The 16330-nt window shown below is 40.1% G+C and carries 15 protein-coding genes; 3 read left to right on the forward strand and 12 right to left on the reverse strand.

Translation table 11 applies throughout. The features are described from left to right. Positions 1-61: 61 nt before the first annotated feature. From argS to speE, 4 genes are all read right to left on the reverse strand, one after another. Positions 62-1732: an arginine--tRNA ligase gene (gene argS / locus AC4G3K_RS12525; protein WP_491133502.1), complete on the reverse strand. Its 1671-nt coding sequence runs from the start codon at positions 1730-1732 to the stop codon at positions 62-64. Then, positions 1729-2181: a YwiB family protein gene (locus AC4G3K_RS12530; RefSeq protein WP_491133503.1), complete on the reverse strand. Its 453-nt coding sequence runs from the start codon at positions 2179-2181 to the stop codon at positions 1729-1731. The genes argS and AC4G3K_RS12530 overlap by 4 nt, the downstream gene beginning before the upstream one ends. 152 nt (positions 2182-2333) lie before the next feature. Next, a complete protein-coding gene (speB, locus tag AC4G3K_RS12535) occupies positions 2334-3212 on the reverse strand; it encodes an agmatinase (RefSeq protein WP_491133504.1) in 879 nt (292 codons plus the stop codon). A gap of 31 nt (positions 3213-3243) precedes the next feature. Then, a complete protein-coding gene (speE, locus tag AC4G3K_RS12540) occupies positions 3244-4083 on the reverse strand; it encodes a polyamine aminopropyltransferase (RefSeq protein ID WP_491077321.1) in 840 nt (279 codons plus the stop codon). A 212-nt stretch (positions 4084-4295) separates the two neighbouring features. Here speE and AC4G3K_RS12545 point away from each other — a divergent pair, with 212 nt between their 5' ends. Further along, positions 4296-6383 carry a transglycosylase domain-containing protein gene (locus AC4G3K_RS12545; RefSeq protein ID WP_491133505.1) on the forward strand — a complete coding sequence of 696 codons (2088 nt, stop codon included), beginning with the start codon at positions 4296-4298 and terminating at the stop codon, positions 6381-6383. A 181-nt stretch (positions 6384-6564) separates the two neighbouring features. Here the strand turns inward: AC4G3K_RS12545 and AC4G3K_RS12550 are convergent, their stop codons facing one another. Both AC4G3K_RS12550 and AC4G3K_RS12555 read right to left on the reverse strand, forming a co-directional pair. Further along, positions 6565-7074, reverse strand: a complete 510-nt coding sequence (locus tag AC4G3K_RS12550) for a YwhD family protein (RefSeq protein WP_491077319.1) — start codon at positions 7072-7074, stop codon at positions 6565-6567. Positions 7075-7094: 20 nt separating this feature from the next. After that, positions 7095-7736 (reverse strand): site-2 protease family protein, encoded by a 642-nt coding sequence (locus tag AC4G3K_RS12555; RefSeq protein WP_491077318.1) that lies wholly within the window; start codon positions 7734-7736, stop codon positions 7095-7097. Between the two features lie 152 nt (positions 7737-7888). On the opposite strand from AC4G3K_RS12555, the gene thmT reads away from it, so the two are divergent. After that, on the forward strand, positions 7889-8074 hold the full coding sequence (gene thmT, locus AC4G3K_RS12560) for a 2-hydroxymuconate tautomerase (RefSeq protein ID WP_491077317.1): 186 nt from the start codon (positions 7889-7891) through the stop codon (positions 8072-8074). Positions 8075-8150: 76 nt separating this feature from the next. Here thmT and AC4G3K_RS12565 read toward each other — a convergent pair whose 3' ends face one another. The 5 genes from AC4G3K_RS12565 to AC4G3K_RS12585 all read right to left on the reverse strand — a co-directional run bounded on the left by AC4G3K_RS12565 (position 8151) and on the right by AC4G3K_RS12585 (position 14315). Then, positions 8151-8675, reverse strand: coding sequence for a YwgA family protein (locus AC4G3K_RS12565; RefSeq protein WP_491133589.1), 525 nt, complete (start codon positions 8673-8675; stop codon positions 8151-8153). A 24-nt stretch (positions 8676-8699) separates the two neighbouring features. Further along, on the reverse strand, positions 8700-10010 hold the full coding sequence (locus tag AC4G3K_RS12570; RefSeq protein ID WP_491133506.1) for an HD domain-containing protein: 1311 nt from the start codon (positions 10008-10010) through the stop codon (positions 8700-8702). Between the two features lie 256 nt (positions 10011-10266). Next, positions 10267-10554: a hypothetical protein gene (locus AC4G3K_RS12575; RefSeq protein ID WP_491133507.1), complete on the reverse strand. Its 288-nt coding sequence runs from the start codon at positions 10552-10554 to the stop codon at positions 10267-10269. Further along, positions 10508-13975, reverse strand: a complete 3468-nt coding sequence (locus AC4G3K_RS12580) for a lamin tail domain-containing metallophosphoesterase family protein (protein ID WP_491133508.1) — start codon at positions 13973-13975, stop codon at positions 10508-10510. Before AC4G3K_RS12580 ends, AC4G3K_RS12575 begins: the two co-directional genes overlap by 47 nt. A 118-nt stretch (positions 13976-14093) precedes the next feature. Next, the gene (locus AC4G3K_RS12585) at positions 14094-14315 is read right to left on the reverse strand and encodes a YuzB family protein (protein ID WP_491077313.1); all 222 of its coding nucleotides are present in this window, start codon (positions 14313-14315) and stop codon (positions 14094-14096) included. Positions 14316-14543: 228 nt separating this feature from the next. Between AC4G3K_RS12585 and AC4G3K_RS12590 the strand changes: the two genes are divergently transcribed. Next, positions 14544-15281, forward strand: a complete 738-nt coding sequence (locus AC4G3K_RS12590) for an RsfA family transcriptional regulator (RefSeq protein WP_491133509.1) — start codon at positions 14544-14546, stop codon at positions 15279-15281. A 191-nt stretch (positions 15282-15472) separates the two neighbouring features. On the opposite strand, the gene lipL is transcribed toward AC4G3K_RS12590, so the two are convergent. Beyond that, on the reverse strand, positions 15473-16303 hold the full coding sequence (lipL, locus tag AC4G3K_RS12595; protein WP_491133510.1) for an octanoyl-[GcvH]:protein N-octanoyltransferase: 831 nt from the start codon (positions 16301-16303) through the stop codon (positions 15473-15475). Between the last annotated feature and the right edge of the window lie 27 nt (positions 16304-16330).

The following is a 16330-nucleotide window of genomic DNA, read 5'->3' on the forward strand; positions in this document are numbered from 1 at the left end:
AATTTTGCTGACATCATATAAAAAGCCCACACCACTTTTAGGTGCGGGCTAATTTCGTGAATTACATTTTTTCCGGAGCAGATACTCCAATGAGTTTTAATGCATTTGCCAATGTAATTTTTGCTGCCTGAACAAGAGCAAGTCTTGCTTTACTTCTTTCTGGTTGATCTTGATCCAATACTTTATCAGCATTGTAGAAGCTGTGGAATGTGGATGCCAAATCAAAGATATAATTCGTAATTCGGTGCGGCATACGTTTTTGGGCTGCTTCTGCAACTGCTTGTGGGAATTCACCAAGCTTTTTAAGAAGGTCAATTTCTTTTTCAGAACCTAATTTGCTGTAATCAACCTCTCCTTCTAATGTAATTCCAACCTCAGCTCCCTGACGGAGGATGCTGCAAATACGGGCATGTGCATATTGAGCATAGTATACTGGGTTGTCATTAGATTCGGATACAGCCAGGTCAAGGTCAAAGTCCATATGCGTGTCCGCACTTCTCATTGCAAAGAAATAACGAACGGAATCCAACCCAACTTCTTCCATTAAATCTCTCATTGTGACGGCTTTTCCAGTACGCTTGGACATTTTCATCTTCTCCCCGTTTTTAAACAGGTGAACAAGCTGAATGATTTCTACTTCCAATGTATCTTTGCCGTAACCCATTGCCTGTATTGCTGCCTGCATACGGGGAATGTAGCCGTGATGATCTGCTCCCCAAATGTTGATTAATTTATCAAACCCGCGCTCCAGCTTATTTTTGTGGTACGCGATGTCTGGAAGAAGGTAGGTGTATGAACCATCATTCTTGATTAATACACGGTCTTTATCATCACCGAACTCAGTAGATTTGAACCAAGTAGCGCCATCTTTTTCATAAATATGGCCCTTCTCCCTTAACGACTCCAATGCTGGCATAATTTTGCCATCCTCATATAGAGAAGTTTCGGAGAACCATACATCAAATGGTACACGGAAGCTTTCAAGGTCTTTCTTCAATTTCTCCATTTCATACTTTAATCCGTATGCACGGAAGAAATTAAACCGTTCTTCTTCATCTGCCTGTACATATTTATCGCCAAATTCTTCAGCCAGGCGTTTACCGATATTGATAATGTCCTCGCCATGATAGCCATCTTCAGGCATTTCTTTGTCCATTCCAAGCGCCTGCATATAACGAGCTTCCACGGAATAGGCTAAATTGTTAATTTGGTTACCTGCATCATTGATATAGTACTCACGGGATACATCCCAACCTGCTTTATCAAGAATATTGGATAAAGAATCCCCAACTGCCGCGCCACGTGCATGGCCCAAGTGTAGATCACCTGTCGGATTCGCAGAAACAAACTCAACCTGGATTTTTTCTCCGCCGCCTACATTTGATTCTCCATAAGCTTCGCCTGATTCTAAGATGGTTGGAATCAGCTTTGTTAAGTATCCATTATTTAAATAGAAATTGATAAAACCTGGTCCAGCAATTTCTATTTTCTCAATAGATGCTTTTGATGTATCAAAATGAATAATGATGTCTTCCGCTATTGTCCGAGGCGCCTTTTTAGCAATACGCGCAAGCTGCATAGCCATATTAGTAGAATAATCTCCATGTGTTTTATCCTTTGGCAATTCAAGAATAACACTTGGAATCGTTGCTTCATCTGCTAAACCAGCCTTGATCACAGCTTGCTTAATCTCTTCTTTAATCTGATCTTGAATCTCTGTTACGATGTTCATCTTGTCTTTTCCTCCTTGACCGTCAATGTAAGTGAGTAGTTGCCCACATTCTCTTGTTGTAAATATAGGTTGTAGGAAACATAGAATGTCTCCTCTTTTGTTTCTGGATGGACGGTATGCTCCAGCTTATTTGTACGTGTCGTTAAATCCAGTGTACCATGAATGCTATCATAAGAGCCTCTAGTTTCTGTGCCAATTTTGTAAAGTTGCTTCATTCTAACCGCACCGCTTCTAATAATTAACATTTCATCTCCGCTATATTTAACGGTTGTATTTATTTCTCCGTTATTTTCAACGTGCTCAATATAGCGGAGATATGTTGCATTTGGCATGTGATGCAAAGTACCAAATGTAATTAGTTCAATATTCTCTTCATCATCCACATATTGAATATGTGTTTTCAATCGAACCATGACCTCTATGGGTGCGTTACTTTTTTCCTCGGTCATCTAATAAATTCCCCCTGGAATTGATTATTTTTACTCAATCATACAAGTATAAGGTAAAGAAAAACTCTATGGCAACTTGTCAGAATCTTTTTTCTAAAAAAAATCCCCGGTTCTACTATCATAGACAGGGGATTGCTGGTCTTATTCAGTTATCATTTTTTATTTACCCAGCCTAATAGAATTTCGCGAATAAATTTGGCTGTAGCAATTTGTGTTTGTTCGGATGAATCATAAGCAGGAGCTACTTCCACAATATCTGCTCCTACGACCTTCACGCCGGAATTTGAAATAGCAGTAATCGCCTCAAGCATTTCTTTGGATGTAATGCCGCCTGCTTCAGCCGTTCCGGTACCCGGTGCATGCGCTGGATCCAACACATCAATATCAATCGTGACATATACGTTTCGTCCTGACAGGGTTGGCAGCACTTCTTTTAAAGGTGCAGCAACATCAAATTTATACATATGCATCCCGGAATTCTTTGCAAATTCGAACTCTTCCCTCATACCTGAACGAATTCCGAATGAGTAGACATTCTCTGCACCAATTAAATTACAAATCTTACGAATAGGTGTGGAATGGGACATCGACTCCCCTTCATACTCTTCTCTCAAATCCGCATGAGCATCAAAGTGAATGATCGCTAAATCTTCATATTTATTATGAAATGCTTTAATAATCGGCCATGTAACAAGATGCTCGCCACCCATGCCAAGCGGGAATTTTTCCTCGGCCAAAAGAGTATTAATATATTCTTCAATCATATCAATACTTCTTTGGGGATTGCCGAATGGGAGCGGTATATCTCCAGCATCAAAAAATTGTACATCCTCCAAATGCCGATCAATATAGGGGCTGTATTCTTCCAATCCAAGTGACACTTCGCGAATACGGGCCGGTCCAAAACGAGACCCAGGGCGAAAACTAACCGTCCAATCCATTGGCATACCGTATAAAACCGCCTCTGACTCTTTAAAATCAGGGTGACTTCCTATAAAAACCTTACCAGAATAAGCTTCTTCAAATCTCATCCTCTGCACTCCTCTACTGTACTCATTTCTATCATTTATTATTTATTTTTAAAAGGTCACCAACAAATTTGGGCAGCACAAAAGCCGCCTTATGAAGCTCTTTTGTATAATATTTTGTATCCAATTCAGCAAACCGCTCATCGCTGATTTGGAGAGGATGATATTTTTTCGATCCCATCGTAAAGGTCCATAAACCGCTTGGATAGGTTGGGATATTAGCTGTATACAGACCGGCAATCGGGAAAATGTCCTTTACATCTTTAAAGACCGTCCGTATCAAATCAGCTTTAAACCAGGGATTATCGGTTTGCGCAACAAAGATGCCCTCATCCTTGAGTGCGTTATGGATGCCAGCATAGAAACCTTTTGTAAATAAATTTACGGCTGGTCCAACCGGTTCAGTTGAATCTACGATAATCACATCATATTGATTTCTACTTTTGGCTATATGCATAAAGCCATCATCAACCAGCACATCAACTCTGACATCATCAAGCTGACCTGCTATTTCTGCCAGATACTGTTTTGAGTATTCAATGACTTTGCTATCAATTTCTACTAAAGTAGCTTTTTTTACACTCTCATGCTTTAACACTTCACGGATTACACCACCGTCACCGCCGCCTACGACAAGGACATGCACCGGATTTGGATGTGTATGCAAGGGAACATGAGCCACCATTTCATGGTAGACAAACTCATCCTTAACAGATGTCATCACCATATCATCCAGCATGAGCATCGTGCCCCATTCTTCTGTTTCTACTATATCTACCTTTTGAAAATCAGTTTGTTCCGTATGTAAGGTGCGGTTTATTTTTATAGTGATCCCAAAATGATCTGTTTGCTTTTCTGTAAACCAAATACCCATGTGGAACCCCTCTCAAATTTCAATATCAGCGGCTCAATCATCCATTTCTATCTATTAAACTTAGAAGAGTATAGTGCAATCTATTGAAAAAGTAAAGATTTTCCCGCATTTCCATTTTTGTCAATCTTATGTCCGTTTTACGTTTAAAAATGATGGTTTATTTTCATACTATTGGTAAGGAATAATTTCAAAACAGATCAGGGGGAAGACAGGTGTCTCCAAGCAGACTTAGAAGAAGGAAATTACTCGCTTACAAGCGCGCCTTTATATTTACAGTGTCGGTGATTGCCACACTTATACTAGTTGGAATTGGTACAGCCTTGCTTATTGTAAAACTTGCCGGACCGCCATCCATATCTGTACCGCAAACAACCCAATATATAGCTGATGATTTAAGTACATTTACGGAAAGCCACGGAGCCGAGAGAAGGTATTGGGTTCCTCTCAGCGAGATATCTCCCTATTTAATACAATCCACTCTGGCAGTTGAGGATCGGAATTTTTACGAACATAACGGTTTTGATACAAAGAGAATTTTGGGAGCAATTGTCTCAGATACAATTGCGATGGCTAAGGTACAGGGGGCCAGTACGATTACTCAGCAATATGCCAAAAATCTTTTCCTTGGCTCCGAGAAAACCTGGACACGCAAAGCTAAAGAAGCTCTTTATACTCTTCGAATTGAAGATCATTTCAGTAAAGATGAAATTCTCGAAGGGTATTTAAATACGATTTATTACGGACATGGAATGTATGGGATACAGGCTGCGAGTCATTTTTATTTCCATAAGGATGCCAAGGATTTAACCTTAGCTGAAGGAAGCTTACTTGCCGGAATTCCAAAAGGCCCAGGTATATATTCACCGCTTATCTCGAAAAAACAGGCAAGGGAACGACAGTCTATTGTCCTCGCCTCTCTAAAGAATACCGGCAAGCTCAGTGCCAAACAGGTGAAGGAAACACTGGAAACCGCGGATCATTTAACTATTTACGGTTCATTGGATACAGAGGAAAAACAAGAAGCCCCTTATTTTCTTGATGCTGTAAATCAAGAATTGCGCCATGTCTTAAAGGGAAAAGAGGAGCTAATCAGACAGGGGGGCTTGAAGGTTTACACCACCTTCAATACTAAACAGCAGACAATCGCTGAGGAGACGGTCGCGAAGAATATACAGCCCGGGGCCGACCTGCAAGCAGCATTAGTTGCAATGAATCCTCATAACGGGATGGTAAAAGCATTGGTGGGTGGAACTAATTATAAAAAAAGCGCATTTAATCGTGCGACCCAGGCACTCAGACAGCCAGGTTCGACGATTAAGCCACTGCTTTATTACACAGCTCTTGAAAAAGGATTCACTCCATCAACCACTTTGAGGAGTGAAGTAACCACCTTTTCATTTGATGGAGGTAAAGACGAATATACTCCACATAATTTTAATAACCGATATGCTAATGATTCGATTACATTGGCACAGGCACTGGCTGTCTCAGACAATATTTTTGCTGTCAAAACGCATTTGTTCCTTGGTGAAGAGGAACTGGTGAAAGCCGGTAAGCGCTTTGGATTAACCACTTCCATGACCAAGGTTCCCTCATTGGCACTTGGAACATCCGGAGTTAAACCACTGGAAATGACTAACGCTTATAATTTATTTGCCAACGGCGGAAAAAAAGTTCAACCTTACTTTATCACTAAGGTGACAGGGAGGGACGGTGAAGTTCTTTATCAAAAAAAATTAAAGCGAGCATCAGTATTAAAGCAAGAGGATGCCTATGTGATGACGCAAATGCTAACAGGTATTTTTGATAAAAAACTAAATGGTTACGCCTCTGTGACAGGAGCCTCGATTGCCCCTAAGCTTTCGAGACCCTATGCCGGGAAATCCGGCTCAACTGAGTACGACAGCTGGATGATTGGCTATACCCCGCAGCTCACTGCGGGTGTATGGACCGGGTATGATCATTCGCAGAAAATTGAAACCAAACAAGAAAAAATAGCTGCCAAGGAAATATGGGCAAGCTTTATGGAACAATCTTTAACGGATGAGCCTGTTAAAGATTTTAAAAAGCCAAAAAATATTGTTGCCGTCGAAATTGATCCAGAAAGCGGCTTACTTGCACACAAAAGCTGCCCGGTTAAACGGCTTACTTATTATAAAAAAGGGACAGAACCCACACACTATTGTCCGGATCATACAAATAGTACTAACGAAAATGACATAACGCCTTCCGATGAGCATGGCCAGGATAAGCCACATGATCCCTGGTACAAGAGAATATGGCCTTTTGGGAAATTGTAATCCATTTGGCTAAAAGCATAATGAATATAAAAATCCCCAAACCAATGGTTTGGGGGATTTTCGTGTCCTAGTTCTACGTGCTTGCACGCTGGTTTTAGTGTACTTTTTTTACGGAAAGCCGACAAGGAATATGCTGATTTATCTTTCAAAAATTACACATAAATCAACATTCTGTCCAGCATCAGTTTGTACCTAATTGTTCCTTTAATTCATCTCTCGAGTTATTCCATAGCTCTTCATTATGACTCTTAAGGAAATTAGCGAGGATGATTTTAGAAGGTTCATCCATATGATCAACAATGATATGCCTTTTCAACGATTTATCCATGCGATTCACATGCTCCGGCAACGATTTATAGCCACGGCGAATCTCAGCATCAACCGTCATTTCGCATGCTGTTACGCCTGCATAATAGGCTCCTTCTTTCGTCTGTTCAATCGTAACCCATACTAGCCAGTATGGCTTTCCGTTTGGCACATCATCTTTATTGGGCAGGAACTTGATTCGTTTCTCGATTGCACTTCTGGCATGCATGGCACCTACATCAACAAAGGCTTCGCCTGCTTGCACATCAATAATGACAGGTGAAACATTCTCAAGGCTCAAGGCACCCATTCCAAAGCCCTTGTGACCATCAGTAGGATCATTTTTAATGATATTAAAAGCTGGTTTTTTCTTATCTTGACTCATGGGCTGATACAAGCCTCCCTTTAAATAAATATAGAAACTAAGAACTGCTCAATTGCCGGTACCAATTTATAAATAATTGGATCAATGGTGTAATGACCCAGCGGTGTAATGACAAGGATGAGGAATATCAACGCTCCGTACTGTTCATACTGCGTCATTTTCGGACGAACAGCGGGCGGAACAAGATCCTCAATAATACGATACCCATCCAATGGAGGAAATGGCAATAAATTAAACACAAACAACACGACATTTAAGCGGATAAAAATATTGAAAAAGGTGTAGATGAAGTCCGGTAAATTAGTCGCGGCTCCCGTCATACTCATGATATATATCAATAGAATCCCAATGAAGGCCAGTACAAGATTGCTCAAAGGGCCAACAACCGAAACAATAATACTGTTCATTCGGGGATTCTTAAAGAAAAAGCGATTGACCGGAACCGGTTTTGCCCAGCCAAACCCTACTAATACGATAAAAATCGCACCAATTGGGTCAATATGGCGTATCGGATTTAATGAAAGCCGTCCCTGATTTTTCGCCGTGTTGTCTCCGAATTTATAAGCCGCATAAGCATGGGCAAATTCATGAGCAGTAAAGGCAATCGCAAGCGTTACAAGTGTATATGGTAAATTGGCAATGATACTCTGGAAATCAAACATCCTAAACGTCCCCCACTTCCAAACATTAATAAAGAACTTATCAGTTCAGATCCACTCGTTCATTCTGCACTTCACCACTTGCTTTCCACTCACGATTATGGAAAACTATCATCATAATCACTTGTTTTTACAAATAATGAGGAGGGCATCCAATGCCGTATGTAACCGTTAAAATGTTAGAGGGCCGTACTGAAGAACAAAAAAAGGCTTTATGTGAAAAAGTAACCGAAGCCGTCTCAGAAACAACCGGAGCACCAAAAGAAAAAATCACCGTGTTCATTGAAGAGATGACTAAATCTCATTATGCGGTTGGCGGTGTACGTGCCAGCGATCAATAAAATTCGAATGGAGCATATGATATGCTCCATTCTTTTTATTTCTCATGCCCCTCTTACATAGGGATAAATCATCGTTTTAGTTCGCATACATCGGTTTGTTTTCCCTGATAAGCTGTTCTGCATAATCAAAGGCTTCATCTATTTCCTCTGCCGTATAATGCTGCTTCGCCTTTAACTCCTGGATTTTCTTCATAACTTCATCTTTGGATAGATGATCGAAATAGAAAATGGTGGAGACTAATTCAAGAAAACGCGCATTATGATTGTTCAAAAGCTTTACACACGCAGATAGTTCATCATTCCCCTGTTGATTTCCATATAAGGAAAGGAATTCTTTACCTGCATCTGTTAAAGAGTAATCATAATGAACATACCCATTCTCTTTATCCTTCATTTCTAATAAAAGTCCCAGATTACAGAGTTCTTCTATCTTTAGCGTTAACTCCTCTGAATATGGTCCGTAAAAATGAAATTCAAATTTCTCCTGAAAAGGATATGCGAGTTTTTTTGAGATAAAAACCATCTTTTGAAGCTTTTTTCTTCCGCCTATATGCCCGGCTGCCTCAATGGCTGAAAGAATTCTGGCATGCTCCCTCAACACCATTCTTCACTCCTCCTGTATCAATTAATCCCACTCAAGCCATTCTTTTATTTTTTTCTTTATTTCTAGATGATTCGATTCATCTTCAAGCACATCAGCAGGAAAATACAATTTATGATCTGTACGCCTTTTCCCAGATATTGCATCCACGATATCTGATTGTCTGGACAGCTCTTTTAACTCTTTCTTTTTAGAAAGTAAATAAATCGGAATTCTTTCACCCTCTTCTCCGGGACGATAAAAATCGTATGGAAGATCTGAAGAAGAGTCAAGCACCAAATAATAATCTGGATCGAGACCTGCTTCTTCAAACAATTGGGTAAGTTCCATGACTTTTTTCATTTCAGTACTGGATGACGGCAGGAATTCAACATACTGAAATAAATTCCGGTTCATATATCTGGAGCATAAATCACTTAGAATCCTATCCTCTTCTTCTTCCCATAACTGAAAGTAGTATAGCATAACGCTATCGTCCAATTTCAGATAGTCGTAAAGAGTCACGGACTGTGTAAATAAAGAATAAAAATGATGCGGTACCTGCTTGAATTGATAATTCTTCTTATATAAATCCTTGGCTCGATGCAGGATTTTTGTCAAAATGACTTCTGCACTTCGAGATACCGGATGGAAATACACCTGCCAATACATTTGATATCGGCTCATAATGTAATCTTCTACAGCATGCATCCCGCTTTGTTTAAAGACAACCTGATCTTCCGTTGGCCTCATCACGCGCAGAATCCGCTCCATATCAAACTGGCCGTAGCTTACTCCCGTAAAATAAGCATCTCGTAACAAGTAGTCCATCCGGTCTGCATCAAGCTGGCTCGAAATCAAGCTGACAACCAGCTTATTGGCATGCGTTTTGGCAATGACCTCAGCCACCTCTTTCGGAAAGCTGTCATCTACCTTTTTCAAAACAGCATTAACCTCAGTATCTCCTAAAATAATCTTCCTTGTAAATTTTTCATGATCCAAATCAAATACTTTTTCGAACGCATGCGAAAAAGGACCATGCCCAAGGTCATGAAGCAAAGCTGCACATAAAGACAGGAGACGATCTTTTGGATTCCACTCAGGTCGATCGGTAAATACCCCATCCACAATCCTTCTCACAATCTCATATACTCCGAGAGAGTGACTAAATCGGCTGTGTTCGGCCCCATGAAATGTTAAATAAGTTGTACCAAGCTGTTTAATCCGTCTTAAACGCTGAAATTCCTTTGTATCAATTAAATCCCATATGACCCGATCATTCACATGTACATAGCGATGCACCGGATCCTTAAATACTTTTTCTTCATTCATTTTTTGCAGAGAATATTCTATCATTCTATTCCCTCTTCCTAATCGGTCATGGTTCTATTATAGCTTGTTTAATCTAAAATAACATAATCATCTCTTTCCATACTAAAGAAAGCGATGGAACCACCCTACATGAACGGAAATATGAAAGTACCCGACCCGTCATTTAGTTGGTTATCGTACCTTTTTATATGGATTTTTTGGTTATTAGATTAGTAAGTTCGTTCCATTGCGCGCTTACTCCACTCGCTTTCCACGGGGAGGAAGGCTTTAGCCTCCTTGGCTACGCCTGTGGGGTCTCAGCCTTTCCTCTAATTCCCGCAGGAGTCGGTGGCTTCCACTCCATTCCACTAAGGTTAATAGTGGTATACAGTAGTAAAAAATCTATTGAAAACAAATAAAAATCCGAACTATTAGGCGTAATATTTATTAAAATATCACCTAATAATTCGGATTTATCATTGACTGAAATAATTATGTCCCAGCCGCCTGCTTTTAGATTGAGCTTTTTAGACACTGTCTCTTTATCTGGTTGTAAATTTCCAAACTGGTGAGCGTGTTTTTCCGCCATAATTGTCACTTACTTCCACATACCAGAAATAATTGTGACGATGCTTTAAATCCTTTAATCGAATTTGTACTTTCTCCTGATTTCTTCCGTCCTTATCTTCACCCAATAAGGTATTTGAATATACATTTACACCTATATAATCAGTCGCCACCTGTTTTTGAATCGGATTGAGTTCCATTTGTTCAAATGTAAATTCATCGACCTCAGGCTCAAAGAAATTATAGTCATCCAAGTAAGGAGAATAGGTTTTAACCGTTAGCTCCTTTGCTTCCGGATTAAAGCGAAGCATCCGCATATATCCTTCTCCGCCTTCCGGACCGCTCTGGTAGTCAGCCAGCATTTCATACACTTTGCGTGATTTCGATGGGTTATCCTTTAGCGGAATGGTCGCTACATGACGACTTGCTCCTGAATTATGTCCGGCAAGGACCAGTTTGATATTCTCATACTTCCGTACAATTTCTTTAAAGACCTGCCTGCCGTTGTGCGTTCGTTTCCCTTTATGATCGAGATAATTATGCAAAGCAAGCACCACATTTCTCTCCGAGTATTGGTTCAATACTCGATCAACCCATTTTAATGTCGCCGGCACTGTTTCTTTCCCCCAGCCCAGATACAGGAAGAGGAAATCATGCCCTCCAAATGAAACTAAATCATAGTGATTTGTATTATTTTCCATACCGCCGCCGTAATGGGAGGTATGTTTAAATCTTTTTTCACCGAAATATTTCGCATAATTGCGGTAATCCAATACCAAGTTTCCAACATCATGGTTCCCTGAGACCACTCCATAAGGAACATGATTCTCATCCAAAATTCTCATACTTTTATCCGCAACATCCCATTGGTCCAAGTCCCATCTGACATTCACAATATCTCCCGTATGAATCACGTATTCTGCATTGCCGAGCTGATTTTGGATTCTAATCCAGTTTGTCATCACAGGGAAAATATGTGGAAATGACTCCGAATAATATTGGGTATCTGACATCCATATCAAATTAAAGGGCCGATTCACTTCTCCAATAATCTGATCTTGCAGGAGTACTTGCATCTTTTGATGATTTAAATAGCTTTGCACATCGATTTTTGCTTTTAACGTGAAATCTTTTTTGCCATAGCCATATGCCAATGCATCCCATTTTGAGGTATCTACATTCCAGGCATAGAGAGTAACCTTCCTCCCTTGCAAAGAATGCCCGACCCACTTTACCTCCATCTCTTTCATATCTGATGGTGCTTCATCCATAAGAATTTCAAAACGCTGGTATGGAAATCCCTTATTCGAATCGATGACCCAATACTTTTTGTCTACCTTAGAAATTTGTTTCATTTGTTTAGATGAAACAGCAGCTTCACGCGGAAACGTTTGATTGGGAGGCGGTTCTTCATCGGCAATATTAGAGTACGCTTTTATCTGTGCATCACTTTTTGAATTGAAGTCATAGCGATTACCGGAGAAAAACTTGGCCACTATTTTATCATTGGTTGGGTCATCCACTTTCACACTTAGTTTTGGATGAACTGATACTCTTTCATCATGATCACTTGGAGTTGCCTTACCGGTGATAATTGGCGCTTCATCTACGATATTAAAATGAATCGTTTTCTTTTTACGATTTCCTGCCGCATCCACCGACTTAAAGGTAACCGAATGCTTCCCCTTTTTCAGCACTCCGGAGGAAGTTGTATAAGGCAGATTAATTTCCCGTCCATCAAGATAGCCTTTAATGGACGCAATGGACGTCACTTCATCTTCCGGGGTTGCATCAATAGTAAATGTGCCTTTATAGGTTCTCCCGTTAAGTGGTGCTTTCACATGGAGATTAGGGGCTGTATTATCAAAAACCACTTCTGCTTGATGAATAGCCGTGCCGGTTGATTGAATGCGGTGAATCCCATCCTGATAAGCGGTCGTATCAATCTCCGCCTCTTCCGCCGTGAATAGAGCTGCCGGAATTATAAACTCATAGGATTGAATAACTACCCCCTTATTCCCCACCTTCCATAGCTGATTCTCACGTGTACTTTCCCGATTTTCATCTCCATCGCTCGTTATAGAATTAACACTTATCGGCCGGATAATCGTCCCATCACCCATTAATAACTTCACGTTTTTAATAGAGAAGCGATCGATGTCTTTTATTTTTACTGTACTCCCAGGCATAAATGGCTCCTTCTTCGTACCCGTATGAATAGAAATAGCATTTTTACCTGGTTTGATTTCATCAATTGGAATGGATATCTCATATGGAAGATATAATCCTTCTGTAGGTTTTAATTTTGAAATAAGACGGTCTCCTATGTAGACGGCACTTTTCTTTCTTTCATCAATCCCCAACCCTTCAAACACAATGGCAGCCGAACGGCTCACTGTCCGTTTCGTTTTCAGTTTTTGTCCATCAACCGTCAGCTTAATCTGTTCATTTGCCGTTTCCTTTTGAACCTGGATCTTTTTTGTTCCTTTCAGGATTGTATTATTTTGGACTGAAAGCCCTGGTTTCACTGGTTTATACATATCAGGATTGCCAATTTTAATAGACTTTGTCCCTTGCTCCGGGTACCTGACCACATGCTGTCCATCTGATACTTCCAAATAATAATCAAAGGTGGGCATAGAGCCATAAACATCGTGCCTCGATATGGTCGATTGATAGGTAGTCGTCGTTTTCATGAGCATATTAGCTTGTGAAAACGTTGGATCCTGCCCTCTTTTATAGAAAATTTCCGCCCGTTTGATCAGATGTTCATCCTCAATTTGAACTTCAATGGTTACATCAGAACGCTCAGGGATTTCATTGGGCATTACAATGGGCCGGACAATCGGTTTTACGGTATCCGTCTGTTGATTGGAATTTAAAGGGATCTGTCCATTACTGGTCTGACAGGGTGTATATTTTTTAATCTGCTTGTCCTGCTTTAATTTCTTAGACCCCTTTGCCTCCTTATAATGGTGGAGTCCTTTTTCATACGATACATAGGAAATGACTGCTCCTGTATCTGTTGCTAAAACAACCGTATTTTTACCTTTATTATATAAATTGCCTTCCAACCGGATTAACTGTTGATCTTCCACCTTCGTATGAAAGTGACCATTAAAATCCTGTACACCTAAATTGGCTTTATCTTCTGCATTCTTTAACCAAATGATTTTCGTAGATTTCGGCTTTATAAAAGTTGATTCTTTTATATCCCATACTTGCATGGATTTGTTCATAGAGAGGTAACGCAGATTATAATCGTACAAATCGATTGCCACGTCTGTAGTATTATAAATCTCGACATATTCATATGTTTTCCCCTGTGGAGAAATCTCAGTGATTAATAAATCCGGGGTATCAATTGACATGGCGATCCCTGCATCCGGATTAAACGATATACACCATACTGCTGTTAAAATCAGCAAAGCTATCTTGTTCATACTTATCCTCATTCCCCATTCAAAGATGATACCTTAGTATGGAATAAACAGAGGATATTTATGAAAAAAAGTCGTTTCTCTAAAAAATATGTTTTTAGAGAAACGACTTTTTTTAAATTTATTTAATTTTACCTTTTATTTTTTCAATTAGTTCATCTTCTGTTGGCGCCGCGACTGGACGGTTATTTACGAATGCAAATGATTTTTTCCGTCCAGGTCCACAGTAGGACTGACATCCAATCTCAATCTTTGCATCGGGATCTACCTTTTTTAATTTTGGTAGCAATGTCTTTAAGTTTGTAGCCTGACAGTCGTCACATACTCTAAATTCGTTCGACATGACCGCCTATCCTTTCTTGCCATAATATTGACTCTTCCTTATGTTGTGAGCCTGTTGGGACTAAAGCGTATTGTATCACTCCATATCCCCTATTTGCAACAATCCGCTGATTATCTATTAGTTAATGAAAAAATCTAGTAACCTGTATAAACTTTTCTTTTTATGTCCATGCTAGAACCATAATTTGCAAATTTATTTTAAATCTTATAGAAAAGGGAGTTGCAGATCATGAAAATTAGACAAGATGCATGGACAGAAGAAAATGATTTATTATTGGCAGAAACTGTTTTAAGACATGTCCGGGAAGGCAGTACCCAATTGAACGCATTCGATGAAGTTGGGGATAAATTGAACCGCACTGCAGCAGCCTGTGGGTTTAGATGGAATGCGGTCGTACGTCATACCTATGAAAAAGCATTACAGCTTGCCCGTAAACAACGTAAGCAACGTCAGAGATTACTTGGAAAAGACCAGGGCGGCAAAAAGAAGATTCTATATCAGCCACCAGTTCCGTCTTTACGAGATTTTGAAACAGTTACAACCGCAATGGAAGATGAACTAATGGAAATGGAGATTTCACCGGAGATCAACGATACTGAAGAATTTGAACAGACCAGCCTTTTCCCTGTGCTGGAAGAATACAAGACTCCGGCTCCGGCTCTTACGATGGATGATATCATTGCATTCTTGCAAACATATGATACAGACAGCCTGAAGCTGCAGGCTTTAAAATCCGAAAATGAAAGATTAAAACTTGAAATCCGAGATCTGAAAAACACAAATAAAGAATTGCAGCATAAGCTCGATAACGTTGAAGAAAATACAGTTACCATCCAGGAAGACTACGAGACACTCATGAATATTATGAATCGCGCTCGCAAATTAGCTTTACTGGATGAAGATGACCATCATGCTACTAAATTTAAAATGGATCGCAATGGGAATCTGGAAAAAATCGCAGAATAACCATACAAGAAAGCCGGCCTCTCCCATGAGCCGGCTTTCTTATTGGCGATACCCAGCACGACATAAAGCGTTCCTTCTTAAACTGGTTATCTCTGCTCCGAATGGCTATCATCTCTGTTAAAAAGTATAGAGGCTGCTTTCTGACAGCCCCTGCAAAAATATCTTTCCCTTTGGCATGTATGTAGTTTTAATCAGTCGATTCCCAATTTATCATTTCTGTCTTGCATTCTTTCTAAATAGGATTCGAATAATGGCATTTCCGCTTCAGTCAGAGAAATCATTTCAATTTGTCCGGAATGATCCTGTAAAGCCTTCATTAAACGCAGCATCACATCACTCACAGTCAGCCGAACCCCTAGTAAATCGGACAAGGAAGCCATGACTTCTGGATTTACAGTCGGATAAACGAATTTCGTTTGTGCACCATTTAGTGCAATTTCATAGAAATCCCTAACCAATCCTGCTCTTTTTCCTGCATCCCCGTTGACATCCAAATAGATTTGCACCGCTACACCATTTCGGATTCTTCTCTGAGAAATTCCTGCGAATTTTTTGCCATCAATGCTTAAATCATAGCTTCCCGGACAATAGGAGCCCACGATTTCACCTGCTTTAATGTCCTGATCAAAATCTCGAAACATATACTGAATCAATTCCCACATTGCGTCATATCCGCGATTAATCTCGATTTTCCGTTCCCTTTCCGGAAAAACAAGCGTAAGGTTCAAGATTCCCTCATCCAGTACAACTGCCAATCCCCCTGAATTCCGAACAATACAGTCATAGCCCTTGTTATGTAAAAAATCAGCGGCTTGCTTCAGCATAGGCAGCCGCCCATCCTGAATGCCCAGTACAACTGTTTTTTGATGAACCCATGCCCGTGCTGTAACTGGCGAGGTCCCTGCCCCTACCGAAGCGCATAATGTATCATCAATTGCAAATGATTGGATAGCGCGTGTATGCAGGCCGGTTAGGCTATGGTCTATGATTCTCCAACGATCCTGCTTTAATAAATTCATCATTTTCTCTCTCCATCTATAAAAAATAGG

This window comes from Bacillus sp. z26 (assembly GCF_058313635.1).

Coding starts and splice junctions, on each gene's coding strand:
- argS (WP_491133502.1), bottom strand. CDS start 1,732: ATGAACATCGTAACAGAGATTCAAGATCAGATTAAAGAAGAGATTAAG.
- AC4G3K_RS12530 (WP_491133503.1), bottom strand. CDS start 2,181: ATGACCGAGGAAAAAAGTAACGCACCCATAGAGGTCATGGTTCGATTG.
- speB (WP_491133504.1), bottom strand. CDS start 3,212: ATGAGATTTGAAGAAGCTTATTCTGGTAAGGTTTTTATAGGAAGTCAC.
- speE (WP_491077321.1), bottom strand. CDS start 4,083: ATGGGTATTTGGTTTACAGAAAAGCAAACAGATCATTTTGGGATCACT.
- AC4G3K_RS12550 (WP_491077319.1), bottom strand. CDS start 7,074: ATGAGTCAAGATAAGAAAAAACCAGCTTTTAATATCATTAAAAATGAT.
- AC4G3K_RS12555 (WP_491077318.1), bottom strand. CDS start 7,736: ATGTTTGATTTCCAGAGTATCATTGCCAATTTACCATATACACTTGTA.
- thmT (WP_491077317.1), top strand. CDS start 7,889: ATGCCGTATGTAACCGTTAAAATGTTAGAGGGCCGTACTGAAGAACAA.
- AC4G3K_RS12570 (WP_491133506.1), bottom strand. CDS start 10,010: ATGATAGAATATTCTCTGCAAAAAATGAATGAAGAAAAAGTATTTAAG.
- AC4G3K_RS12575 (WP_491133507.1), bottom strand. CDS start 10,554: ATGGCGGAAAAACACGCTCACCAGTTTGGAAATTTACAACCAGATAAA.
- AC4G3K_RS12580 (WP_491133508.1), bottom strand. CDS start 13,975: ATGAACAAGATAGCTTTGCTGATTTTAACAGCAGTATGGTGTATATCG.
- AC4G3K_RS12585 (WP_491077313.1), bottom strand. CDS start 14,315: ATGTCGAACGAATTTAGAGTATGTGACGACTGTCAGGCTACAAACTTA.
- AC4G3K_RS12590 (WP_491133509.1), top strand. CDS start 14,544: ATGAAAATTAGACAAGATGCATGGACAGAAGAAAATGATTTATTATTG.
- lipL (WP_491133510.1), bottom strand. CDS start 16,303: ATGATGAATTTATTAAAGCAGGATCGTTGGAGAATCATAGACCATAGC.